The following is a 24,703-nucleotide window of genomic DNA, read 5'->3' on the forward strand; positions in this document are numbered from 1 at the left end:
CCCTGCACGCCGGTCTCCTCGTCGAGGTCCCGATCGAACCAGTTCCCGAAGTAGGTCAACGCCGCTTCGGCCGCATTCCGCTGCAAGCCCGCCAGACCCGAACCGATCACCATGCCCATCTGGAACTTCAGCTCGTCGCCCGGCACGAGACCCGAGAAGGGTCCGGTGGAGATCAGGATCCGGTAGTCGTTCGCCTTCGATTCCTCACTCGGCGCCGGGAAGGGGTCGAACTCGAACCGCGACAGGAGTTCGTAGCGCTCGGCGTCGTTGCCGGGGTCGCCGCCGCGGTCGAAGGGTTGGTTGCCGGCGAACTGCTGGAAACTGGTGATGCCCACCTCCACCGGCGCCTCGACGCCCAGCGGATCGATCGGGTGGTCCAGGTACATGATGCCGATGTAGCCGTCCGCCTGCCCGCCGTCGGCGTCCTGGTCGTACATGTAGGCCACGCTGATGGGCACCAGCGAGCGATCGATGGCGCGGACGCGACCGTCGAAGAACCCGGGCATGTCGTCCTGCGCAATGCCACCGGACCCGCGCGGGCCGATGTCGCAGTCGGCGTACAGGCCGACGTAGACGTCCTGCAGGTCGACGGAGAAGTTCTCGGTCGGAACGATCGTGAACTCGAAGCCGATGAAGTCGTCGACGTTGTCGTTCTCCCAGGCGAAGCTCTCCTGGATCACACGGATGTTCAGCGGTTCGTGGTCCGGGTTGGCTTCGATGATCAGCGGATCGTCGTCGCGCAACACGGTGCGGAAGTGCTGGTTGCTGATCGCGGCGTAGTCCTCGTCGATCAGGCCGTCGCCGTCGTCGTCGAGACCGTTCAACGGATCTTCGTTCTCGAGGCCGTCCCCATCGTCGTCGAAGTTCGGGTCCGGGAACCGCGCTCCCCCCGGCGCGCCCTGCTGCGACGCCCAGATCGTGTCGAGCGGATCGTTCGGATTCGCGCGCAGTTCGGTGCCGGCGCCCCCAGGTCGGCCGGTGGTCACCACGGGCACCGAGTTCTTCAGGGCACCGACCCACAAGGCCGCTTCGAACAGGTAGTCCACGCCACTGCCGGCGGGCCACATGGCCGAGGGAGCATCGCAGAAGCTGCAGTTCACGCCCGGTAGGGATCCGATGAGACCCCAGTTCGTCATGTGGAGCTGGATCTCACCCACGTTGTGCACGAACTCTCCGTCGAGCGTGAAGGCACCGCGCGCGTCTCCACGCCCGACATCGGGCTGCACGACCTCGCCATCGGGACCGTACTCGAGCGCCGACGCCGTCGGGACCCAGCCGACCGAGAGGATCAGCGCCGCGGCCAGCATGCCCCCGGTTCGCCCGAGTCCGCGACGGAACGGGCTGCACCCCGTAGCCTTCGAACGCATCGTCATTCGCTACGCCTCCTCGCCGCCTAGAACTGCCAGCCAATGCCGACCCGGAAGAGTCGGTGCTGTGAGAACACGCGGGGATCGTTCAGGGGGACGAAGTCGTCGATGTTGTCACCGTCGACGTCCTGCAGGTACGCGTTGCCGTACTTGCCGGTCTCGGTCAGGTACGCCACGCCCGCCTCGGCGGCATTGTTCACACCGACGCCCGGGAACAGGCCCGGCTGCAGGGACGCGACGGCGTCCTCGTTCAGCAGGTTGAGACCCTGCAGGTAGACGGTCAGGTTCTGACCGTAGAAGTTCACGTTGCGCTCGGCCTGGATCCGCAGGCTGTAGGTCGCGGGCAACCGCGCGCTGTTCTCGAGCAGCGGATCCTGACGACGCTCGAACCGGAAGAACGGCGTCCATGGGAATCCGCTGCCGTAGTCGAAGGTGATCGCCGTTGCCCACTTGTTGGGCTCGGCGATCCGCAGGTTCATGGCCACCGAGTGCCGCTGGTCCCAGTCCAACGGCAGCTCCTGGTTCGGCAGGAACTCCAGGCCGTTGGGGTTCGAACCGAATTCCTGGCTCGACGCCACACCGTCGGCGAAGGCATAGGTGTAGGCGAGCTCGAAGGCCCAGCGATTGTGGAATCGCCGTTCGAGCGTGAGCTCGACCCCACGGGCGTTGCCGAACGCGCGGTTGATGAAACGCGCGAGAATGCCACCCGTGGCCTCGTCGACGACCTGCGTCCCCGAGATCAACCCGAAGATGTCCTTGTTGTAGACCGCGAACTGGGCCGCCAGAAAGTCGTTGAACTGGTGCTTGATGCCGGCCTGGTACTGGATCGTGAGCTCCGAATCCAGGTTCGGGTTGCCCAGCGTGCTGGAGTTGCCGACCACTGCCTGGCTCGCGAAGAGCACGTCACGGCCGGGGAACTGCACGAAGCGCCCGTAGTGGAAATTGAACGCGTCCTTGTCCGTGATCGGGAACGCGAAGCCCAGACGCGGACTGATCTGGTGCTTGTACTTGAACACGTTGCGATCGAGCTCTTCGTTGTCGACCTCGATCTGTGCCTCGCTCCCCGGCGAGAACATGTCCCAGCGGAAGCCCCCGCTCAGGACCATGCCCTCGTACTCCCACCGGTCCTGCAGATAGAACGAGGCCTCGGGATTGAAGGTCTGGAAGATGTTTCGCGACGTGCCCTGCTGCGGTTGTCCGGTCAGACGGTTCTCCGAGATCACGCCCGGATTGTTGATCGACTCCCGCGCCAGGTCGTTGTAGACCACGCGCATGCCGGCCTTCAGCTTGTGCCCCGCGTAACGCTGACTCGTGATGTCGAAATTGAGCGTGTACTGGGTCGTGCGCTGGTCATTGTAGGCAGGGAAGTCGCTGCCCGTGGTGACGAACACCGGATTGTCGGGATCGCTGTAGTAGTCCCGCTGACCGATGTACTGCTGGGTATCTCCGTTGAAGATGTCGGGGCCGCGCATTCCGCCGTGCAGATAGTCGAACTGCGACGCATCGTCACGGACGTCCTGCAGGAGGTCGAAGGACACGCGCGACAGCTTGAGCTCGTAGAAGGTGTCGTCGGTCAGGGTCTGACGCCAGAACAGCTTCAACTGCTCGCTGTAGCGCTGGTTCTGCTGACCCAGATCCGCCGAGTTCACGAACTGGTAGCTCGAGTCCTCGGGGACGGTGCTGAACAGACCGTCCGGTGACCGCGCTCCGACGAAGACCGGCTGCGCGATCGCCACGCGTTCGGTACCACGGATGTCGCGCAGGCGGAGGATGGGCAGTGGCTGCGTCCGGGCTCCGGAGCCGGTCCCCGTGGTCACCGGCCGCGTCACGGCCAGACTGTTGATGTTGTCGACCCAGGGACCGTAGAAGAAGGTGCCGTAGCCGCCGTCGTACACCAGGCGATCACCGAGATCGATCAGCAGGGGAAGGCGCACGAGCTGCCGCACGTAGCCCTGGGTGTCCCAGTTCAACAGGAACGGTTCGCTCCGCGTGTAGTTGCCGATGTACTCGGCGGTGATCTTCTTGCGCCCTTCGTCGAAGTTGTAGGCCAGCTTCAGCGAGCCCTTCACGTCGTTCCGCTGACGACGGCGGTACTTGAACAGCTCCATCCCGAACAGCTCGACCTTGGTCTCGGGACGGAAGGCGCGGTTGAAGTTCTCGTTGTCGGTGAAGACCATGTCGCCTGCGACCCAGTAGGTCAGGTTGTCGACGAGGCCGGTCGGGCCACCGAAACCGAATTCGAAGCGATCGTAGTTGGTGAAGGTCCGGTCCTGGCGCCCGAAGTCGTCGGTCGTGAAGCGGGCGTTGAACTCGAAGTCGTCGGGCTTGCCTTCGCGCGTCTGGATGTTCACCACGCCACTCAACGCGTTCCCGAACTCGGGATCCTGGCCACCGGTGACCGTCTCGATCTTCCCGACCGAGAAGGTCGACACCGAGATCGCCGAGCCACCGAGCGGATCGTCCACCGCCACGCCGTCGACGCGGAAGGAGATCTCGCCGGAGCGCCCGCCGCGCACGTGCAGCTCGCCACCGCGGCTGACGACGCCGGCCTGACGGGCGACGGCCTCCTCGACGGTGTCCACCGCGTAGTCCGTGAGGTCCTCGCTGCCGATCGTGTAGACGGTCTCGGTGTCCTTCACCTCGACCATGATCGCGCGGGACTCGACCACGAAGGCGTCGAAGGTCTTCGCGATCGTCACCTCGAGGTCGTACTCGACGCTGACCGTCTCGCCGGCCGGAACCGTGATCCTGTCCTCGACCGGCTTGAAGCCCAAGTACAGCACGCGGAGCACGTACTCGCCCGCCGGGACCCCCCGGAGGAAGAAACGCCCGCCACCCAGGGACATTCCGCCCCACTGCGTTCCCTCGGGCACCTTCTCGAGGACGACGTTCGCGTAGTCGAGCGGCTCGCCGGTCTCGGCATTGCGGACGACGCCCCGCACACCCCCCACCCCCTGGGCGAGGACGTCGTTCGTCGCGACGAACGACAGACCCACACAGAGAAGGATCGCCGCGACCCAGCGGTGAAATGGCGCGAGCCGACCTTTTTGCGGCATGACTGAGCTCCTTCGCACGGACCTCTCGCTCCGTCTTCTAGCCCAAGGGAGCGTCCACGGGGGATCGGCGCGGGTGCCGGAACACCGCTGGGCAGTGATGCGTTGAATCCATCGAACAGGGCCCCGATCTCATCGGTCCGGGTGGGGCGGACGGTAGGGGACGATCTCGGAACTCCGGCTCTCTTGCCCACGCGAAGCGAGCGACGGGCCACCCTGGGGCAGATCCGTCCCACGCGTCCAGACTCGTTCCCGTACGGCAACCGCTGATTCGGGCACCCCGTCGTGGCGAGATGGGAGGCCCGGCGGCCGCGGGGTGAGCCCGCGGTGGACCCGAGGTCCGACATCCGGAGCGAAATATACGGGGCGGAAAAAGTCGTGTCAACCCGGTGCAACGAGCCTCAAGTCCCTGATCCCCAAGAGTTTGCAAGCGCCGGGACGAGTCGGGAGCCTCCCGGGCAGGCCTGCTGCGCGCGACCTCACGGGATCGCACTCCCCGGATCGGCTCCGGAACCGAACTCCCGCCCCAGCGCTCCGTCGGGGATCGCATTGCGCAGACGGCGCGTCACCTCGTGCTGCGGCCGGGCGATGACCTCGTCGACGGACCCGCGCTCCACCACGCGCCCGGCGTCCAGAACGGCGACCTCGTGGCTGACGTGCTCGACCACCGCCAGGTCGTGGGCGATGAACAGCATGCTCAGGCCCAGTTCACGCTGGAGCCGGGCGAGGAGGTTCAGGACCTGCGCCTGGACCGACACGTCGAGCGCCGACACGGGTTCGTCGGCCACGATCAGACGGGGGTCGAGCGCCAGCGCGCGCGCGATCCCGATCCTCTGCCGCTGTCCTCCGCTGAACTCGTGGGGATAGCGATCGGCGTGGGACGGACGGAGACCCACCATCTCCAGCAACTCCCGCACGCGGCGGGCACGACTGGCGCGGTCCCCCACGCCGTGCACCCGCAGCGGCTCCTCGAGCGCGGCCCCCACCGTGAGGCGCGGATTCAGACTGGAATAGGGGTCCTGGAAGATGATCTGGGCGTGGCGGCGGAAACCTCGGAGCTCCGATCTGCCCAGCGACAGCATGTCGACCCCGCCGAGTTCGACCGACCCCGAGGTGGGCTCCACGAGCCGCAGCACGCAGCGCCCGATCGTCGACTTCCCCGAACCGCTCGCGCCGACCAACCCCAGCGTGCGGCCCGGCATCACGTCGAGATCCACGCCGTCGACGGCCACGACCTCGCGGGCGGGACGCCAGGGCAGCCCGCCCCGCATCCGGTAGACCTTGCGGAGGCCGCGCACGCAGAGGAGTGGTCGACCGGGATCGATCCGTGGCTCAGGCATCGGTCCAGGCCCCCTTCCGGAGCACCGCATCGTGCTCGAAACACGCCGTGGCGTGGCCGGGGTCGATCTCCGACGCTCCGGGCTCGTCGGTCCGGCAGCGTTCGACGGAGAAGGGACAGCGCGGGTGGAAGGAACAGCCCGGTGGACGCTCGAACACGTCCGGCACCTGTCCCTCGATCGCGGGCAGGGACTCCTGCCGGCGGCCGAGCACCGGCCGACACGCCAGGAGACCCAGGGTGTAGGGATGCGCCGGAGCGGCGAAGACCGCCGTGCACGGCCCGGTCTCGACGATCCGCCCCGCGTACATGACCGCCACACGCTGGGCCCGCTCGGCGGCCAGCGCGAGATCGTGGGTGACCAGCAGCACGGCCAGGGAGAACTCCTCGCGCAGGCGGTCGAGCAGGTCGAGGATCTGCGCCTGCGTGGTGACGTCGAGGGCCGTGGTGGGCTCGTCGGCCAGCAGCGCCTTCGGCTCTCCGGCCAGGGCCATGGCGATCATCACCCGCTGCCGCATCCCTCCGGACAACTCGTGCGGGAGCTGCCGGGCACGCTCGGCCGGGCGATCGATCCCGACCTGTTCCATGAGTCCGACGGCGCGGTCGCGGGCGGCGCGGCGTCCGAGACCCAGGTGCAGGCGCGCGACCTCGGCGATCTGTTCGCCGCACGAGAACACCGGGTTCAGGCTGGTCATGGGCTCCTGGAAGATCATGGCGATCTCCCCTCCGCGGACCCGCCGAAGGGCCGCGGGCGCAGCCGTCACCAGGTCCAGGTCCCCGTACTCGATCCGTCCCCGCGCGATCCCCGCCACGGGCCGGGGCAGCAGCCTCAGCACGGCCAGCGCGGTCAGGCTCTTCCCACATCCACTCTCGCCGACCAGGGCCAGCGTCTCGCCCCGACGCAGCTCGAGGTCGACCCCGTCGACGGCGTGCGCACGGCGGCCCTCGACCTCCAGTCGGACCACGAGATCGTGCACGCGCAGAACGGTCCGGTCGTCGGGCGCGTTGATCGGATCCATGGCGGCGTCGCCTCCCTCAGTCGTCCAGGGTTCCGGTCCCGGGGGCCGGGCGCGGATCGAGTGCATCGCGTAGACCGTCGCCGAGCAGATTGAAGCCGAGCACCGTGAGCACGATCGCCGTCCCCGGGAACAGGGCCAGCCACCAGGCGTCGAGCAGCGTGTCCCGCCCGCTGCGGATCAGCATTCCCCAGCTCACCCACGGATCCTGCACGCCCAGGCCGATGAAGCTGAGGAAACTCTCGGCCAGGATCGCGCTCCCCACCCGGAGCGTCGACAGGGCCAGCACGGGCGGAAGGATCGCGGGCAGCACGTGGCGCACGACCACCGCGGTCTCGCCCAGGCCCAGGGCCCGCGCCGCCAGCACGTACTCGACCTCGCGTTGTTGGAGCACCTGTCCGCGCACGACGCGCGCGATGCCCATCCAGCCCGTACCGCCGAGCGCCAACACGATCCACGCGGGACCCGGCTCGACGAACGCGACGAGCAACAACACCAGGAACAGGCGCGGGAACGCGAGAGCAAGATCCGTGAGACGCATCAGGAGACCGTCGACGAATCCGCCCGTCCACGCTGCGACCGCACCCACGCCGAGCCCCAGTCCGACACTGATGACGACACTGGCCACGGCGATGCCCAGCGACACCCGGGCCCCGTGGACCACGCGGCTGTAGAGGTCGCGCCCCAGGAGGTCGGTGCCCATCCAGTGCTCCGCGCTCGGCGGGGCGTAGCGATCGGCGACCGGGTCGCCGAGAACGTCGGGCGCGTGGATCGACAGGAGCGGCGCGAAGACCGCCACGAAGACCAGCCCGAGGCACAGCACCGCCCCCGCGCGTGCCAGGGGGTCGTCCAGCCGCCGCCAGACCCGGCGCGCGCGGTCGCGCACGCCGGCGCGGGACCCGAGGACCCCCCAAGCGATCGCGCCCCATCCGGCCACCAGCCCCGTGGCGCCGTCCCGGCCCAGGAGCAGATCGACGGCCTCCACCCCGTGGACGATCAGCAGGAGCGGACCGAGCGCGGTCCCCACGATCCACATCCGCGCCCTCATGTCCGCGTCCGGATCCGCGGATCGACCCACGCGTAGGCCAGGTCCGCCAGGAGATTGCCGACGACCACCATGACCGCGGAGACCGCGGTCGTGGCCAGGATCACCGGGTGGTCGCGCGCCAACAGGGCCTCGACCGTCACCCGGCCCATTCCGGGCCAGCCGAAGACGACCTCGGTCGCCACCGCACCGCTGAGCAGGAAGGGAATGCCCAGACCGATCAACGTCACCAGGGACACCGAGGCGGGACGGAAAGCATGCTTGCCGAAGACCGTCCCCGGATCCAGGCCCTTGGCCCGGGCCGTCCGCACGTAGTCCTCCTGCAACGTCTGCAGGATCGAGCTGCGCAGCACCCGCGCCACCGACGCGGTCCCCGCGAGACCCAGCACGAAGACGGGCATGGCCAGGTGGCGGACCTGGTCGACCAGCCAGACGCCGAGTCCCACCTCGTCGAGGGCAGCGATGGGGGTCCCCCCACTGGGCAGCCAGCGCAGGTGGTAGCTGAACAACAACTGGAGCATGAGGCCGAGCCAGAAGGCGGGCAGGCTGTACAGGACGAGCGAGACGACGTCGGTCGCGCGCGAGCCGAAACGATCACGCCGGCGCGACCACCAGAGACCCAGCGCGGTCCCCACGCCGAAGTGCAGGATCAACGCTGCGATCGTGAGCTGCAGCGTGCGCGGCACCGCGTCGGCGAGGATCTCGGCAACCGGACGCTGCCGCGTCAGGCTGATGCCCAGATCGCCCTGCAACACCGAACCCAGCCAGCGCACGTAGCGTACGGGCGCCGGCTGGTCGAGACCGTAGGCCTGCCGTAGCCGCTCGACGTCCTCGATGGTGGTCTCGGGACCGACCCACAGATCCACGGGATCACCCGGCGCGAGGTCGACCACGAAGAAGGTCACCGTGAGCACTCCCCACACCAGGAGCAGGGAGGAGAGCAGGCGTCGGAGAACGTAGACCGTCATGGCACCCCGTGGGACCCGGCAAGGTGGCGTCAGCCGCGCTCCGGCGTCAAGCGCGATCCCCGCCCGTGCCACCGATGCACGTTCCTCACCACCTCTTCCCTCAAGTTCTCCGGCCCGGCGTACGATACCCCACAGCACGACTCCAGACGTGCCGTGCCGGCGAATTCGGCGTGGCCGCGCACCACAGCTCGACATCAGGGAGCGTCCGACGTGCCTCGCCCCCGCCTCTGCGGCCCCCGAACGGGTGCCGTCACGGTCGCCGCGTGCTTGCTCGTGCTCCTGCACGGCTGCACGATCGAGGAACCGACCCTGCCCACCTACGAGACCGAGTGGCTGATCCCGCTCGGTGAGTACGAGGAGACGGTCGCCGAGATCGTCGAGGACGAACCCGACTTCGTCGTGGGCGCCGACGGCTCCATCTCGCTGACTGCGTCCGGTGAGATCGACGGTGTGTCGGTGGGCGACGAGCTCGACGTCGAGGTCGACGGCTTCGGCTTCGACGCCGCGATCGGCAACGTGGGCCTCGACGCGAGCGATCCGATCGGATTCGACCATCGTCTGGGCGACCTGTACCCCGACGCCGAGATGGTCGACGGCATGGCGGTACCGGTGCCTCCGTTCACCTTCGACCTTGCGAGCGATCCCCAGGACATCCCGGGCTTCCGCTCGGCCACCCTGGCCAGCGGCGGGCTTCGCGTGCTCGTCGACAACGGACTCCCCGTGCCCGTCGGGGGGACGTCCCCGCCGGAGCAGCTCCGGATCGCGCTCGTCGATCCGGAGACGGGCGGTGACGTCCTCGCCTTCACCGTCGACGCCGCGATCCCCTCGGGGGCCACCTTCGACCGGATCTTCGACCTGAGCGGTCGGACCCTGCCCGACTCGGTCAACGTGACGCTGGTCGGCGGCAGCTCCGGCAGTCCGACGCCGGTGACCGTCGACGCCGACGCCCGGCTCGCGGTCGAGGTCGCCACCCTCCCGCTCGAGGTGGCCACGGCCGAGGCCAGCTTCGGACCCCAGGAGTTCCGCGACACGACCGCGGTCGAGATGCCCGACTCGGTCCGCATCCGTTCGGCCGTCGTCGGGCAGGGCCGGCTGAGCTTCCGCGTGCGCAACGACCTACCGCTGGACGCCGTGGCCACCATCGACATCGGAGCCTTCGTCTCTCCCACGGGCAACCCGCTGCAGATCGTCCTGCCCCTGGACGCCGAGACCAGCGAGACCCGGACGATCGAACTGGCCGACTACACCCTGGCCTTCGACGGCGGTCCCGGCGAAGACCTCGAGGTCGTGGCCGACGTGCACGTGCCGGGAACCGAGGGCGCCTACGTCGAGATCTCCTCGACCGACGTCATCCGGGTGACCGTCGATCCGATCGCGCTGTCGTTCCGCTCGGTCACGGGCATCGTCGACCCCATCACGATCGACCTCGAGCCCGAGACCACCGACCTCGACATTCCCGACGACCTCGACGACCTGCAACTTCAGCGCGCGGAGCTGGCGCTGGGCTTCACCACCTCCCTGGGCATGCCGATCGCGATCCGTCTGCACGTCGAGGGCACGAACGCCCAGGGTGGGATGGTCCCGCTCGACACGGAGATCGACCTGCCGGCCGTGAGCGGGAGCGACCCCGAGCTGGTGAACGTCGTGCTGGACGAGCAGAACAGCGACGTGGTCGCGTTCCTGAACAACCTGCCGGAGACGGTGGTGTTCTCGGGCACGGCCCGCGTCGGCGACGGGGTGTCGGAGGGGACGGTGGCCTCGAGCGACTCGGTGGCCGCGCGCTGGGCGATCCGGGCGCCGATGACGGTTGCCCTGCTGGCCCAGGAGATCAATGGCGACGCCACCGAGCTCGACCTCGACGACAGCACCCGTCGCGACCTCGACCAGCGCCTCATCGGCCTGACCCTCGAGGCCGACGTCACGAGCACCCTGCCGATCGAGGCGGTGGCGTACATCGGCATCGCCTCGGACTCGACGAGCACCCACACGCGCCCCGAGCTCGAACTCGGGCCGATCACGATCCCGGCCGCCGGCCCGGCCCGTCCCGACGGCGGCCGCGACGGCGTGGTCTCGAAGACCGTGGTCGAGGTGGCCGAGAAGGACGTGGGCACCATCACCCAGCCCTTCGCGTGGCAGGGTGTGCGCCTGGTCCTCCCCGGCACCGACGGCGAGTTCGTCACACTGCGCTCGACCGACGAAGTCCGGGTCCGGGGCTTCCTGCGCGCCCGGATCCTGATGGGAGACGTGGAAGAATGAGCCACCCGAGACGAATCCAGCGCCGGGTGACGGCGGCAGTGCTGGCGGGCCTCGCGCTCGTCGCCTGCACGACCACCGCCCACGGCACCGGCTCGGTACGCTCGGCCGGCATGGCCGGGACCGTGACCGCCACGGTGGACGGGGTCGAAGGCGCCCAGGCGAATCCGGCGAACCTGGCCTGGTTCGACAACCCCGGCGTGGCGATCGAACTGCTGAGCACGCAGGCCCTGGTCGGCAACAACGGAATCGACCTCGATCTGTACAACGCGTCGATGAAGGGCCACCTCGACGACGCCGACAAGAGTGCGATCCTCACGTCGATCCCGACCGACGGCCTCACCGCCGAGGCGCACCTCGGAGCATCGGCCATGGGTGTGCAGGTGGGCCGTGTCGCCGTGACCTTCAGCGGACTGGCCGACGCCACGACGAACCTCCCGCACGACGTCTTCGAGCTCCTGCTCATGGGCAACGCGACTGCCGACTCGATGACCTTCGACGACGCCCGGGGCGAGGCGATCAGTCTGGCCACCGCTCGCGTGAGCACCGCCGTCACCGTGGGACACAGCCGCTGGGGCCCGATCCACGTCGGCCTCGGCATGGCCTATCTGCAGGGACTCGCCTATGCCCGCCTCGAAGAGGTCGACGGCAATCTCGTCACCCGGACCGACGGGATCCGGGGCGAGGCCCGTGGACAGCTGCGGACGGCCGGGCCGGGGGCGGGCTTCGGGCTCGACCTGGGGGCGGCCACCGAGTTCGGTCCGCACTGGCGCGCGAGTCTTGCCGTCCACAACGCCTTCGCGCAGGTGCACTTCGACCGCGACCTCGAGCTGCGCACCTTCGTTGCGACCGTCGACACCCTCGATCTCGAGACGATCGATGAGACCGAGAACGAGGAGGACCTCGTGCAGTCCGACGACGAGGTCCTCGAGGCCGCGCCCTTCACGGTGGACCTCCCGCGCGTGCTGAACCTGGGCGTGAGCCGGGTCACCGCCCGCACGCGCATGGGTCTGGAGTACGAGCAGGGCTTCGCCACGCGGGCGGGGGCCACGACCACGCCGCGTGTGAGCGTTGGCGCCGAGTGGCGCGCCCTGTCGTGGTTGCCGCTGCGCGCGGGCATCTCGGTGGGCGGACGCAGTGCGAAGCGTGCTTCGGCCGGGCTCGGTGTGCACGTCGTCGGCTTCCGGCTCGACGTCGCCGCCTCGACCGTCGGCGAGTGGTGGCCCGGCTCGCCACGCGGCGTCTCGCTGGCCATCGGGACGGGCCTGCAGTTCTGACCCGTGTCGGTTCAGCCGATCGGGTGCTCGGCGTCGTGTGCGCGCTCGACGCCGGTCCGGAGGCCTTCGCCCAGACGACGGGCGAAGGCCTCGCCCCATTCCGTGGCGTCGAGATCCTTGGCGTCGAGGTCGTCCAGCGTGATCGTCCGGACCCGCAAGGACTCGACCCCGGCCTCGGAACGCGTCCGCTCTCCGCGCAGGTAGCGCGGCAACTGCTCGTGTCCGGGGCCGGTGAGCAGGCTCCCGTGTTGCAGGAAGGCGTGGCGCGTGCGGCGCAGCGCGCTGCCCACCAGCTTGCGTCCGTCGACGGTGATCTCGTGCCCACCGGCGGCCGAGAAGCAGGCGAAACCGTCCGGTCTTCCCCCACCGCCCCGCCGGGCGTCGACCCCGAGTTCGATCAACGAAGAACTCAGGGCGCGGGCGATCGCATCGTGGATCTCGAGCACGCGACGGCCGAGACCCTCGACCCCGAGCCGCGCGACCACGGCGTAGGTGATCTCGCGGTGGTGCAGCACCGCCGCGCCGCCGGTCGGACGTCGCACCAGCCCGAATCCCGCGGCCGCGAGCGCGCCGGCGTCGACCTCGGCGTCGTCCTGGTGGAATCCGAGCGACAACGCCGGTGGGTCCCAGGCGTAGAGCCGCAGACAAGGGTCGAAGTCCGGCTCGGACTCGGCGCGCTGAAGGAGCGCGCGGTCGCGCTGCATGTTGACGGCGCCCGGCGCCGGGGTGTCCACCCACCAGCGCAGGCGCCGGGCCACGGTACCCATCAGCTGCCGGAGACCATCCCGTCGTACTCGTCGGAGCTCATGAGTTCGACGAAGTCGGCGGCGTCCCTGATCTTCACCAGCCAGCCGTCCTCGTAGGGCGACTCGTTGACCTTCTCGGGAGCGTCGGCGAGGTCGCCGTTCACGGCGCTGATCTCACCGCTGGCCGGGGCGTAGATCTCCTCGACCGCCTTGACCGTCTCGATGCTGCCCATCGACTCGCCGGCGGTGATGGTCACCCCCTCCTCGGGCAGGTCCAGGTACACGATGTCGCCGAGCTCCTCGCTGGCGTAGTCGGTGATCCCGACCGTGACCTCGTCGTCCTCCTCGAGCACCCACTCGTGTTCCTTCGTGTACTTGCGATCGCTCGGTCGCATGTCTCCGGCTCCTGCGCAGACCCGATCCTCGCGGATCGGATTCGGGGTCAGTCCTTCACCCGGGAAGGAACGAAGGGCAGGCGGACCCGTTCCGCCGCCACCTGCTTTCCGCGGACGTCCACGGTGAGATCGCGCTCGAGCGCCGGCGTGGCCACGCGGGCCAGACCGATGCCGCACTCGAGCACGGGGGAGAAGCTGCCGCTGGTGATCACCCCGACGTCCTCGCCGTCGGCCTGCACCGTCGCGCCCTGGCGCGGGATGTTCCGGCCGGTCAGCTTCAGGGCGACGGTGCGGCGCGGCACGCCGGCTTCCTTCTGTTCGACCAGCACGTCGCGTCCGTGGAAGTCACCGGCCTTCGACTTGACCGTCCAGCCGATGCCGGCCTCGTAGGGCGTGACGTCCTCGGACAGTTCGTTGCCGTAGAGCGAATAGCCGGCCTCGAGGCGCAGCGTGTCGCGGGCACCCAGACCGATCGGTCGCAGTCCGTGGTCGGCGCCGGCGGCGAGCAGCTCCTCCCACAGCGTGCGCGCGTGCTCGGTGGGAACGTAGAGCTCGTAGCCCTTCTCGCCGGTGTAGCCGGTGCGGCTGAGCAGGACGTCGACCCCGTCGAGGTCGAGGAAGGTGCAGTGGTAGTACTCCAGGGCGTCCAGCACGTCGGCGTGGGCGGCGGCGCGCGGCCAGGACTTCAGCACGTCGAGGCTGCGCGGTCCCTGGACCGCGAAGAGCGCGGTGTCGAAGGTCTCGTCGTGCAGAGCGGCGTCGCCCTCGAGCCGGTCGCCCACCCAGGCCGCGACCTTCTCGTGGTTGCTCGCGTTGCACACGACCATGAAACGCTCGTTGGTCAGGCAGTACACCAGGACGTCGTCGACGATCCCACCGGCGTCGGTGCACATGGCCGAGTACGACACCTGCCCCGGTTCGAGCTTCTTCACGTTGTTCGTCACCAGACGGTGCACGTTCTCCCGCGCCTGCGCGCCGCGGACCTCGAGTTCACCCATGTGGCTGACGTCGAAGATCCCGCAGGTCTCGCGCACGGCCCTGTGCTCGGTGATGACCCCGTCGGGATAGCGGATGGGCATGGAGTAGCCGGCGAACTCGACCATCTTGCCACCGTGCTCGTGGTGCCAGTCGGTCAACGGAGTGGTGCGGAGTTCGGACATGGAGGACCCGGCGGGCGGAGGAGGACGGCGGTCAGGCGTCGAGCATGCGCCGGAGCATGGCTCCGGTGTACGAACCGGCACACTGTAAGACCGCCTCCACCGGACCAGCAACCACGATGTTCCCGCCCTCTTCGCCACCCTCGGGTCCCAGATCGATGATGTGGTCGGCGGCCAGGATCACGTCGGGCTGGTGCTCGATCACGACCACCGTGTTGCCGCGTTCCACCAGCGCACGCAGCACGCCGAGCAACATCTCCACGTCCTGGTAGTGCAGGCCGGTGGTCGGCTCGTCGAGCAGGTAGAGGGTGTCACCCTGCGAAGGGCGACTCAGCTCGCGGGCCAGCTTCAGGCGCTGGGCCTCCCCACCACTCAGCGTGTCGGCCCGCTGGCCCAGACGCAGGTAGCCGAGTCCGACCGCGTCGAGGGTCTCGAGAACCCGCTCGATCGGCGGCACGGATCCGAGCAGGCGCCGCGCACTCTCGACGTCGAGGTCGAGCAGGTCGGCGATGGTGTGTCCCTTCCAGGTGATCTCGAGCGTCTGACGGTTGAAGCGTTGCCCGCGGCACACGTCGCACTCCACCGAGACCTCGGGCAGGAAGTCCATGCTCAGCGCACGCACGCCCGCCCCCGCACAGGTCTCGCACCGTCCGCCCTTGGTGTTGAAGCTGAATCGTCCGGGACCGAAGCCGCGCGTGCGCGCCTGCGGGGTCTGGGACATGAGTTTGCGCAGGTGCGTGTAGAGACCCGTGAAGGTGGCCGGTGTGCTGCGCGGCGAGCGCCCGATGCCTCCCTGGTCGATCAGGACGACCTTCTTGAGGTGCTCGACGCCTTCGACGGTGTCGTGGTCCCCCGGACGTGCGGTGGCACGGTGCAGCTGTCGGGCGAGCGCGCGGTAGAGGACGTCGTGGATCGCCGTGCTCTTGCCGCTGCCCGACACACCGGTCACCGCCACCAGGCGGCCCAGCGGGATCTCGACGTCGACGCCCTTCAGGTTCCGGGAACGGGCACCGCGCACGCGCAGCCAATGCTCCGGCTCCGGAGCCTCCGGGTGGTCCGACCGGCTCACCGGGCGCGCGAGCCAGCGCCCGGTGGGGGACTCGGCGTTGTCGCGCAATACGTCCGGCGGGCCTTCGCCCACCACGCGCCCACCGTGCTCGCCGGCTCCGGGGCCGATGTCGACGAGATGGTCGGCGGCCTCGATGATCTCGCGGTCGTGCTCGACCACGACCACCGTGTTCCCGCGATCCCGCAGCCGGTGCAGCAGGTCCACCAGCTTCTCGGTGTCGCGGGCGTGCAGACCGATACTCGGTTCGTCGAGGACGTAGAGGGCACCGGTCAGCTGCCCGGCCACCTGCGTCGCCAGACGGACGCGCTGGCCCTCGCCGCCACTGAGCGAGTCGACGCCGCGGTCGACCGACAGATAGCCCAGCCCGGCCTCCACGAGGAAACGCACCCGCTGACGGATCTCGGCCAGGAGAGGAGCGGCCACCACCGCCGCACTGCCACGGAACTCCCATCCGTCCAGAGTTCGGTCGAGGCGTTCGGCCGGTTGCGCACAGAGGGAGCCGAGATCGATCCCGTGGACGGTCACCGATCGGGCGAGCACCGACAGACGCGAGCCCTCGCACGCCGGGCAACGGACCTCTTCCATGAAGTCCTCGCACCAGGCCCGGATCCGCGCGCTGCGCGTGCTGTGATAGCGGCGCTCGATCAGGGAGCGGAAGCCCTCGAAGTCCGCGAGGAACCGACGGTGACCCTCGGCCTCGTCGCGCAGTTCCGCGAATTCCTCGCCCGAGGTGCCGTCGATCAGGGCCCGCTGGATCCGGGAGTCGAGGTCGCGCCACGGCGTGGACAGCGAACCGCCCAGTTCCTGGACCAGGTAGTCGACCTGCTCGTTCACGAAGCTCGGGCTGCGACCGCGCAGCGGCGCGAGGGCTCCGTCGGCGATGCTCGATTCGGGATCGGGCACGATCCGCTGGGCCGTGACGTTGCGGCTGCGCCCGAGCCCCTGGCACCGTTTGCACGCGCCCGCCGGCGTGTTGAACGAGAAGAGCCGCGGCTCCAGCCGTTCGAGGGTCGGCCCTTCCTCACCGGACGCCTGCAGCCGACGGCTGTAGGTGCGCTCGGGCTCGCCGCCGACGTGCAGCACGAACTGTCCCCTGCCCAGCTCCAGCGCCGTCTCCACGCTGGCCCGCACACGCGCCGTCTTGCCCCGGCCCGCCACGAGCCGGTCGACGACCACGTCCAGATCGTGGCGCTTGCCCTTCTCCAGTTGCTCCAGTTCGTCCAGACGCTGGATCTCGCCGTCGACGCGCACCCGTGCGAAGCCGCGCTTGCGCAGGTCCTTCAGGGTCTTGCGGTGCTCGCCACGGCGCGCCCGCAACAGGGGCGCCAGGATGGTCACGTGCGCGCCCTCGGGCGCGGCATCGATGTCGGCCAGGATGCGTTCCGGCGTGGCCGACAGCATCGTCGTGCTTCCCTCCGCCGAGGCGATCCGCCCGACACGCGCGAAGAGGAGGCGGAGGAAGGGGAGGATCTCCGTGACGGTGCCGACCGTCGAACGGGGATTGTGACCCAGGCCCTTCTGCTCGATGGCCAGGGCGGGACTCAGTCCCTCCACACGATCGACGTCGGGCTTGGGGATCTGCTCGAGGAACTGCCGGGCGAAGGCCGAAAGACTCTCGAGATACCGTCGCTGCCCTTCCGCGTAGAGCGTGTCGAAGGCCAGACTGCTCTTGCCAGACCCGCTCGGGCCGGTGATCACGACCAGACGGTGCCGCGGCAGGCGGACGTCGATGTTCTTCAGGTTGTGCTGCCGGGCACCCTTCAGGAGGATCTCGCCGGCCCCTTCATCGGCTGCCACGATCACCTTCCGCCAGGCGGTCGAGACGGCGCTGCGCCTCGCCCCCCCACTGGCTGTTCGGCCCGTACCGGGCGAGCACGCGTTCGTAGAGTCTCCGTGCCGCCTCCGGGTCGGGCACCATCTCGTAGGCCTCGCCAGCCTTCAGCTGGGCCGTCACCGGCAGCTGTCCCTGCGAAGGATACAGATACGGTATGCGCAGGAACTCCGTGGCGGCCTCCTCGTGCCGGCCCATGCGGGCCAGGGAATCCGCGACCCAGAACTGGGCGTAGGCCTGCCCCTCTTCGTCGAGCAGGGGCATCACGCGCTGGTAGGCCGCGATCGCCACCTCGTACCGCCCCAGTTCGTGGTGGCAGTAGGCGATGTTGCTGAGGACGTCGGCCCCGTCCTCGATGTCCGGGAACTCCTCGAGGATCCGGTGGTAGCGTTCGAGCGCTTCGTCGAAGCGGTTCATCTGACGCCACGCGCGCGCTTCGCCACGGAGCGCCTCGGCTGCCGACCGGTGGTCGGGGAAGCGCTCGAACATCGTGGCGAAGGCTTCCTGCGACGCCTTCGGATCGTCCGTCCTCGCGTGGAACTGTCCGAGCTTGAACAGGGCTTCGGCCGCCCAATCGCTGCGCGGAGCGATGTCGACGGTGGACGCGAAGGCCTCCCGGGCATCGGCCCAGCGCTGGGCGCGGGCGTGGACCAGGGCCACCCCGTACTCCGCGCGAGCCCGCAGCACGGAGTCGTCGGTCTCGGTGGCAGCGAGGCGATAGTCCTCGAGGGCGGACTCGGGGTCGCCGGCCTCCACCCGGGCGTCGGCGAGGTCCATGCGGGCGGCCGCGATCGCGTCGGCCGCATCGGGGAAGCCACGACTCAGACTCTGCAGCGCCGACGCCGCCGCCTCGAGCCGGCCGGCCGCCGCGGCCGCCTCCACCCTGAGAGTCAGTGACACCGCGTCCGGCTCGAGACGATCTGCCGCTTCGTCCAGGCGGCGCAGGGCCTCGTCGGGATTCCCGCGTTCCAGTTCGACGGAGGCCAGGGCCCGCCAGGCCCCTTCCCCCGCCGCACGCTCGGGGTCGGACTCGACGAGCCGGACGTAGGCCTCGGCTGCCGCGTCGAGATCCCCGCGATCCCGCTCGAGCGCACCCAGGCGCGCCAGCGCACGACCACGGTAGCCGGTGTCGGACTCGACGAGGGTCAGCAACGGTTCGCGGGCCGCTTCCGTCCGACCGGCACGCTGCAGAGCGGTTCCCAGACGATACAGGGCGTCGTCCTCGTAGACCGAGCCCGGGTAGCGCTCCAGTAGATGCCGATACCGCGCGACGGCCTCGTCGGAGCGACCGGCGTAGAGCGCACAGTCTCCCGCGAGCAGCAGGGCACGCTGACCCTTCTGCGTCCGCGGATGGGCCGTGGCGAATTCCGCGTACAGTTCCCCGGCCTGCGCGTAGCGCTTCTCGGCCCGCTGGGCCTCGGCCAACCCGTACCGGACCGACATGGCGAGCGCGCCGTTCGGAGCACGGTCGATCACCCGCGAGAATTCCCGGGCCGCCGCCGTCGTCTCGCCGGCCTCGAGCAGCAGGTACCCCAGCGCGGCGCGGAGGGCCGGCTCGAGACCCTGCGGCACCTGACCGTCCAGTTCCTCGCGCAGGCGGGCCACGCGGTCCGCCACGGGATCGGTCGACAACTCGGCCAGACGCCACGCGATCCACGCACGGTCGGCACCCTGCGCACCCTCGAGGGCCGCGGTGAGACGACGGCGGGCCGGATCGAAATCCGCCGAGCCCAGATCGACACGTTCGGCCTCGCCGACGGCCCCGAGCAGGGGCATCGAGTCGGGATCGAAGAGCCAGGGTGCGTCGGGTCGTGCCCCCGACGCCAGGTCGAGCGCCACCAGCTGGAGCCGAGCCCGCCGCGCCTGCTCCTCGGCAGCGGTCCGGGCCGCAGCCTCGGTCAGGGCCGCTCGCGCGGCGTCCAGGGCTCGTCGCGCCTCGTCGCCGCGACCGTCCACCCCGAGTTCCAGGGCCCGCTGCCGGTGGGCCGCGGCGATCTGGATCTCGAGACGGGCGCGCTGCCGGGGCGTGCGCGCGTCGTCCAGCGCCGCCTCGAGTGTGGTGACGGCCACGTCGGAGCGGTCCAGGCGATCGCGCAGCACGGTGGCGATGTCGATGGCCCGGTCGACCGGATCCTCGGGCACCGTCGAGGCGAGGTCGACCAGCTCGAGGGCGGCCCCGGTCGGATCGGCCTGCACCCGACGCACGAGGACGCGCAGGTGGACACGCGCCCGGCTCGCCCACGGGGTGATCGGGTGTTCGGTCACGAGCTGGTGGGCGAGGTCGATCGCCTCCTGGTCCCGATCGGCGGCCATGCGGGCCTCGACGGCCCGCAGCAGGGCTTCGGCCCGCGTGTCGGACTGCTCGGCCGTGGCATGAGCGGCCAGGGCGAGATCGGCGGCCAACGAAGGGCGCCCACGGGCCACCGAGAGCCGTGCCCGGGCCAGGAGCGCGCGGCTGCGGGTGGCCGGATCGGGCGCGACGATCTCGGCCTGCCGCCAGGCCTGCAACGCCCCCTCGACGTCGCCCCGCTCCTCGAGCAGGTCGGCAGCCAGGGCGAGCGCGTCGACCGCGACCTCACCGCGGGCCTCTCGTCCGAGCGCCAACAGGGCGTCGACGGCCCCCTCGCGCCCTTCCGCCCGATCGGAACGCAGACGGAGCAGGCGCGCCCGATCGGCACCGGGCGCATCGGGATACTTCTCGACGAAGGCGGTGGTCGCCTCGCGCACGGTCTCGGGTTCGCCGGCGGCCAGAGCCGACCGCGCCAGACCGAGCAGTGCGGTCTGGACGTCCGCGGCTCCGCCGCCCTCCTCCGCCACCGCCCGGTAGTGCTGCATCGCACGTGTCGGGTCGTCGTCCTCGACCAGGGCGGCCAGACCCAGATGGGCGCGCGCGCGGACGACGGGCTCGCCGAAGCCGTCGAGCAGGCGTTCGTACCGGGTGCGCGCGGCGGAGTCCGCCTCGCGCTCCTCCAACAAGCCAGCCGCTCGCAAGAGACCGAAGGCGGCGATGGGCCGCCCGGGGTACCGCTCGTGGATCGCGTCGAAGCGTTCGATCGCCAGCGAGTCGGCTCCGGCCCGCTGATCGAGCAGCGCCAGATCGAAGAGCGCGCGCGAACCCACGTCGTCCGCGGCACGCCCGCCGATCAACCGTCCGAGCAGGCGACGCGCCTCCGCGTCGTCGCCGGTGGCCATGAGCGCTTCGGCCAGCCCGAGGCGCGCCGCCTCGACCTCGTCCGCCGCCGGATAGGCCGACAACAGCGATCGATAGGCCTCGGCCGCCTCGTCGAAACGCTGCGCTGCGGTCAGCAGATCGGCCCGCTGCAACGCCGCCGACGGCGCTGCCTCGCTGGAGGGGTACTCGCGGAGCAGCCGCTCGAAGAGTTCGTTCGCCGCCACCGTCTGGCCGAGTTCCCGACGGCCCTCGGCTGCTCGCAGCAACGCGAAGGAAGCCCGCGGATCGTCGGGATGGTCCCCGGCGAACTCCTCGAGCTGACGGACGGCCAGGTCGGCCATGCCGTCCTCCTCGAGCTTCTCGATGAATCGCCAATCGCGATCGGCGTCCGCCCCGGCGTCCTGGGCCGGGACCGGCGATCCCATCGCGAGGATCGCGACGAACACACCGACGAGGATCCGGGCCGTCCCCGGGACGAGGACATGCGGTCGCTTCACGTTTCCTCCCAACGCACCGTTCGCGGCTCGCCCGCGTGCGGTGTCAGGGTCCGAGGCGATGGATCTGACGGGGGAACGGGATCGTCTCGCGCAGGTGGTTGATGCCCGCCACGTAGGTCACCAGACGCTCCAGTCCGAGTCCGAAGCCGGCGTGGGGAAAGGTCCCGTAACGCCGCAGGTCGAGGTACCACTCGAAGGCCTCGCGCGGCAAGCCGTGACGGTCGATCTGTTCCTCGAGGTAATCCAGGTTCGCGGCGCGCTGCCCGCCACCGATGATCTCGCCGTAGCCCTCGGGGGCGAGCACGTCCATCGACAGCGAGAGTTTCTCGTCGTCGGGATCCTTCTCCATGTAGAAGGCCTTGATCGCCGCGGGGAAGCGGTGCACGACGAAGGGACGGTCGAACTGCTCGGCCAGCTTCGTCTCGTCGGGCGAACCGAAGTCGCCTCCCCACTCGAAGGGATGGTCGAGGTCCTCGTTCAGCATGCGCACGGCCTCGGTGTAGTGCACCCGCGGGAAGGGCGACTGCACCTTCTCCAGGCGAGCGAGGTCGCGCTCGAAGACTCCCTCGAGCAGGTCGCGGTGCTTCTCGAGCGCGCGCCCGACCACGTACACCATGAAGCGCTCGGCGAGCGACATCATGTCGTCGAGATCGGCGAAGGCGACCTCGGGCTCGACCATCCAGAACTCGGTGAGGTGCCGGCGGGTCTTGCTCTTCTCCGCCCGGAAGGTCGGGCCGAAGCAGTAGGCCTTGCCCACCGCCGCCGCCGCGGCCTCCATGTACAGCTGCCCGCTCTGGGTCAGATAGGCCTTCTGCCCGAAGTACTCGGTCTCGAACAGCGTCGTGGTCCCCTCCACCGCGTTCGGCGTGAAGATCGGCGCGTCGACGTGCGTGAAGCCCTCGCCCTGGAAGAAGTCGTGGATCGCCATCTTGATCGTGTTGCGCACCTGCAGCAGGGCGTGCTGCTTGCTGCTGCGCAACCACAGATGACGACGGTCGAGCAGGAAGTCCGGGCCGTGTTCCTTGGGCGTGATCGGGTAGTCGATCGCGTCGGCCAGCACGTCGAGTTCGCGAACCTGCATCTCGTAGCCGCCCGGAGCGCGCGCGTCGGCGCGGACGACGCCGCGCATCTCCACCGCCGCTTCCTGGTTCAGCGAGACGGCCCGCTCCCACAACGCGTCGTCGACCTCGGCCCGGGTCACCACGCCCTGACAGATCCCCGTGCCGTCACGCAGAACGCAGAAGACGAGCTTCTTCAGCACGCGATTCTTCTGCACCCAGCCCCGGAGGGTGACCTCTTCGCCGTCGTGCTGGCCGATGTCTTGGATCCAGGTGTGCAGGTGTTCGATGGCCATCGGCGTGTCTCCGAGCAGTCGTCCGCGCGATCAGGGGAACGACGCGCCACGATCGGCCGCGTCGGGTCGAACGAGCGAGTATAGGAGAGGGGTCGATCAGCGACAACCGGACACCCGCGCTCTCGGTCGTCCACCTCCCCCCCCTGCGGGCACGAACATTGCGCGAATCGTGTTGCTCGGACCCTTCGGCCAGGGGGGTCGACGGCGTCCGGGCCACCCTGCGAACCGTTCGGGAGTCCCGGGCCCGGAGGCCACCGACCAGTGATCCGACGCGAGCAGTGCCGCAGCATCCCTGCCTCCGGCAGGATCTGCCGAGCCCGGATCGTCGTGTCGATCCCGTGCCTGTTCGTGCTGGTCTGCCTGGCGGGACCCGTCGCCGCCGACATGCTCCCGGACACCGCCCGCCTGACTCCCTCGGACTGGCGCGAGCGGCTGCGCGAGCACACGGACGACTTCGCCACGGCCCGCCTCCTGCACCGCGACGCGATCGACGCCCTCGAGAGGGACGACCCCGAGCGCGCCCGGGCCCTGCTCGCCGAGGCCGTCGAACTCGACCCCCGTTTCGACGCCCCCCGGCGTACACGCGCCGCGATGGAACTGCGGTCGGGCCGCCTGTCGGCCCTGGCCGAGCTCCACGAGGCCGCGCGCGACCGGGTGGCCGGGTACCGCAACCAGGCGACGTCCCTGGCCAACGCTCTGCTGACCTTCGACGTGGCGATCGGGATCCTGCTGGTGTGGGTGTCCGTGGCCTTCCTGCTCCGCTACCTGCCCTTCGTCCACCATCGCCTCGCCCAACGGGTGCTGGGCGACGGCCACCGCCGACGGACCGCTCGCCTGCTCTGGCCCGCCGTGCTCGCACCGATGCTCGCCGTGGCGAGCTGGGGGCTGATTCCCTGGCTGGCCCTGACGATCCCCCTGATCTGGGTGCACGCCGACCGTCGCCCCCGTGCGATCCTGTCGGTCCTGCTGGGACTGTTGGTGATCCAGGCCCTCTGGCCACGCCCCTTCGCCGCGGTGCTCGCGGGAACGGACCCCTCGAGTCTTCCCGCGCTCGTGGAGCGCGCGGCCTACGAACCGCCCACCGAGATGCTCCGCGGCCAATTGCGCGAGCGGCTCGAAACGCATCCCCGCGACGCAGACCTGCTGTTGGCCGAAGGTCTGCTGCTGGCGCGCCGCGGCGAGTTCCGCGAGAGTTCGGACGTCCTCCTCGACCACCTCGAACACCGGCCCGACGACGTGACGGCGACGAACAACCTCGCCGCGAACCACTTCTTCCTGGGCGATGTCGACCGGGCCGTCGCCGGGTTCCAGCGCGCGGCCGCCCTCGACAGCCTGCGATCGGTCCCCTTCTACAACCTGAGCCAGGCCTACCTGCACAAGCTCTTCCTCAAGGAGGGCGGTCGGTCCCTGGAGAAGGCCCAGCGCCTCGGCTTCGCGGTCACCGAGCAGGTGGAGCGGCTACCCCGCGGGGCCGTGTACTTCTTGCGCCCGTCGTTGTCGGACACCTGGCGTCTGGCCTGGAACCGCCCCGGCGACCTCGACCCCTTCGAAGCCCTCGGTGCCCGGTGGTGGTGGCTGGGGGTGCCGGCGGCCCACGTGGGACCCTGGCTCGTGGCGATCCTGGGCCTGAGCGTGTTCCTGGGACTGGTCGTTCCCCGTCGCCGCATGGTCTTCGAATGCGTCAACTGCGGCACCCTGGCCTGCCGTCACTGCCGCGGTGAGCACGAAGGAGCCGTCCTGTGTTCCGGCTGCGGACAGACCGCCCGACGCGCGAAGAGCGAGATGGTCCTCAGCACCCTGCTGCGCAACCGGCGTCGCGACGCCGAGGCGGCCTACCAGCGGCGCATGGCGTCGCTCGATTCGATCCTCCCCGGCGCCGGTTCACTGGCCGACGGAGGCCGTCGCCGCGGCACGTGGTCGGCCGCGCTGATGAGCGCCTCGCTCACCGCGATCGTCCTCGGCGGACCTCCGCTGACCGACCCCTGGCAACCGACCGACCCGGGCATTTTCGGTGTGGCCCGGATCTGCGGAGTCGTCCTGCTCGTCCTGATCGTGCTCCTGAACACCGCCGCGCGCGGCGCCGTCCGCGGACGACACCTGCAACCCCACCCGAACAGTGTGGTCAGCCTGGCCGGACTGATCGAGGGTCGCGCCCCCCAGCGGGAAC

Annotated in this window: 15 protein-coding genes; 3 read left to right on the forward strand and 12 right to left on the reverse strand. The window is 69.8% G+C overall.

What is annotated here, in order from left to right; all coding sequences use genetic code 11:
* The 6 genes from VKA86_01120 to VKA86_01145 form a co-directional block, all read right to left on the reverse strand.
* Window positions 1-1,373, reverse strand: a 1,373-nt coding sequence (locus tag VKA86_01120) for a hypothetical protein (protein HKK69787.1), incomplete at its 3' end; no start/stop codon positions are given.
* A gap of 20 nt (window positions 1,374-1,393) precedes the next feature.
* Complete coding sequence (locus tag VKA86_01125) at window positions 1,394-4,423, reverse strand: TonB-dependent receptor (protein ID HKK69788.1); 3,030 nt, start codon at window positions 4,421-4,423, stop codon at window positions 1,394-1,396.
* A gap of 476 nt (window positions 4,424-4,899) precedes the next feature.
* A complete protein-coding gene (locus tag VKA86_01130) occupies window positions 4,900-5,718 on the reverse strand; it encodes an ATP-binding cassette domain-containing protein (protein HKK69789.1) in 819 nt (272 codons plus the stop codon).
* 34 nt (window positions 5,719-5,752) lie between these two features.
* Entirely contained in the window at window positions 5,753-6,775 is a 1,023-nt protein-coding gene (locus tag VKA86_01135) for an ABC transporter ATP-binding protein (protein HKK69790.1), read from the reverse strand.
* 16 nt (window positions 6,776-6,791) lie between these two features.
* Complete coding sequence (locus VKA86_01140; GenBank protein HKK69791.1) at window positions 6,792-7,820, reverse strand: ABC transporter permease; 1,029 nt, start codon at window positions 7,818-7,820, stop codon at window positions 6,792-6,794.
* The gene (locus VKA86_01145) at window positions 7,817-8,785 is read right to left on the reverse strand and encodes an ABC transporter permease (GenBank protein HKK69792.1); all 969 of its coding nucleotides are present in this window, start codon (window positions 8,783-8,785) and stop codon (window positions 7,817-7,819) included. The genes VKA86_01140 and VKA86_01145 overlap by 4 nt, the downstream gene beginning before the upstream one ends.
* A gap of 210 nt (window positions 8,786-8,995) precedes the next feature.
* Between VKA86_01145 and VKA86_01150 the strand changes: the two genes are divergently transcribed.
* A complete protein-coding gene (locus tag VKA86_01150) occupies window positions 8,996-11,041 on the forward strand; it encodes a hypothetical protein (protein HKK69793.1) in 2,046 nt (681 codons plus the stop codon).
* Window positions 11,038-12,315 carry a DUF5723 family protein gene (locus VKA86_01155; protein ID HKK69794.1) on the forward strand — a complete coding sequence of 426 codons (1,278 nt, stop codon included), beginning with the start codon at window positions 11,038-11,040 and terminating at the stop codon, window positions 12,313-12,315. Before VKA86_01150 ends, VKA86_01155 begins: the two co-directional genes overlap by 4 nt.
* 11 nt (window positions 12,316-12,326) lie before the next feature.
* Here the strand turns inward: VKA86_01155 and VKA86_01160 are convergent, their stop codons facing one another.
* The 6 genes from VKA86_01160 to asnS are packed head-to-tail and all read right to left on the reverse strand — an operon-like array spanning window position 12,327 to window position 22,536.
* The gene (locus VKA86_01160) at window positions 12,327-13,082 is read right to left on the reverse strand and encodes an octanoyltransferase (protein ID HKK69795.1); all 756 of its coding nucleotides are present in this window, start codon (window positions 13,080-13,082) and stop codon (window positions 12,327-12,329) included.
* Window positions 13,082-13,456: a glycine cleavage system protein GcvH gene (gcvH, locus tag VKA86_01165; GenBank protein HKK69796.1), complete on the reverse strand. Its 375-nt coding sequence runs from the start codon at window positions 13,454-13,456 to the stop codon at window positions 13,082-13,084. The genes VKA86_01160 and gcvH overlap by 1 nt, the downstream gene beginning before the upstream one ends.
* Window positions 13,457-13,503: 47 nt before the next feature.
* The gene (gene gcvT / locus VKA86_01170; GenBank protein HKK69797.1) at window positions 13,504-14,616 is read right to left on the reverse strand and encodes a glycine cleavage system aminomethyltransferase GcvT; all 1,113 of its coding nucleotides are present in this window, start codon (window positions 14,614-14,616) and stop codon (window positions 13,504-13,506) included.
* A gap of 31 nt (window positions 14,617-14,647) precedes the next feature.
* The gene (gene uvrA, locus VKA86_01175; protein HKK69798.1) at window positions 14,648-17,479 is read right to left on the reverse strand and encodes an excinuclease ABC subunit UvrA; all 2,832 of its coding nucleotides are present in this window, start codon (window positions 17,477-17,479) and stop codon (window positions 14,648-14,650) included.
* On the reverse strand, window positions 17,466-21,182 hold the full coding sequence (locus tag VKA86_01180) for a tetratricopeptide repeat protein (GenBank protein HKK69799.1): 3,717 nt from the start codon (window positions 21,180-21,182) through the stop codon (window positions 17,466-17,468). Before VKA86_01180 ends, uvrA begins: the two co-directional genes overlap by 14 nt.
* Before the next feature lie 43 nt (window positions 21,183-21,225).
* Entirely contained in the window at window positions 21,226-22,536 is a 1,311-nt protein-coding gene (gene asnS / locus VKA86_01185; protein HKK69800.1) for an asparagine--tRNA ligase, read from the reverse strand.
* 327 nt (window positions 22,537-22,863) lie between these two features.
* Here asnS and VKA86_01190 point away from each other — a divergent pair.
* On the forward strand, window positions 22,864-24,703 hold a 1,840-nt coding region (locus VKA86_01190), incomplete at its 3' end, for a hypothetical protein (GenBank protein HKK69801.1).

This window comes from Candidatus Krumholzibacteriia bacterium (assembly GCA_035268685.1).
In the GTDB taxonomy this organism is placed as follows: domain Bacteria; phylum Krumholzibacteriota; class Krumholzibacteriia; order JAJRXK01; family JAJRXK01; genus JAJRXK01.